Below are 290 nucleotides of genomic sequence, written 5' to 3'. Positions count from 1 at the left end.
GCGCCGACCGATGATCTAGTGACCGATGCGCAGTTAGATGAATATGTCCGTAACCATAGTGAGACGGCTTATCATCCTTCTTGTACTTGTCCAATGGGCGAAGGTAATGATTCGGTCGTCAATGGCGAAGGGCTAGTGCACGGTATTAGTGGCTTGCGAGTCGTTGATGCGTCTATCATGCCAAATATAATTAGTGGTAATCTTAACGCGACGACTATTATGTTGGCAGAAAAAATCGTTGATAAGATGCGCGGTGTACAGCTGCCACGCTCAACAGCGGACTATTATAC

The 290-nt window shown here is 46.9% G+C and carries 1 protein-coding gene; it reads left to right on the top strand.

Features of this window, described 5'->3' with window-relative positions; all coding sequences use genetic code 11:
- Window positions 1–290, top strand: a 290-nt coding sequence (locus AAEZ03_RS26810) for a GMC oxidoreductase (protein ID WP_350582831.1), incomplete at both ends; no start/stop codon positions are given.

The sequence above is a fragment of the Pseudomonas sp. HY2-MNA-CIBAN-0224 genome (assembly GCF_040310285.1).
Taxonomy (GTDB): domain Bacteria; phylum Pseudomonadota; class Gammaproteobacteria; order Pseudomonadales; family Pseudomonadaceae; genus Aquipseudomonas; species Aquipseudomonas helleri.
The sequence above is the reverse complement of the archived record's forward strand: the minus strand, read 5'-3'. Positions and strand labels throughout refer to the sequence as shown.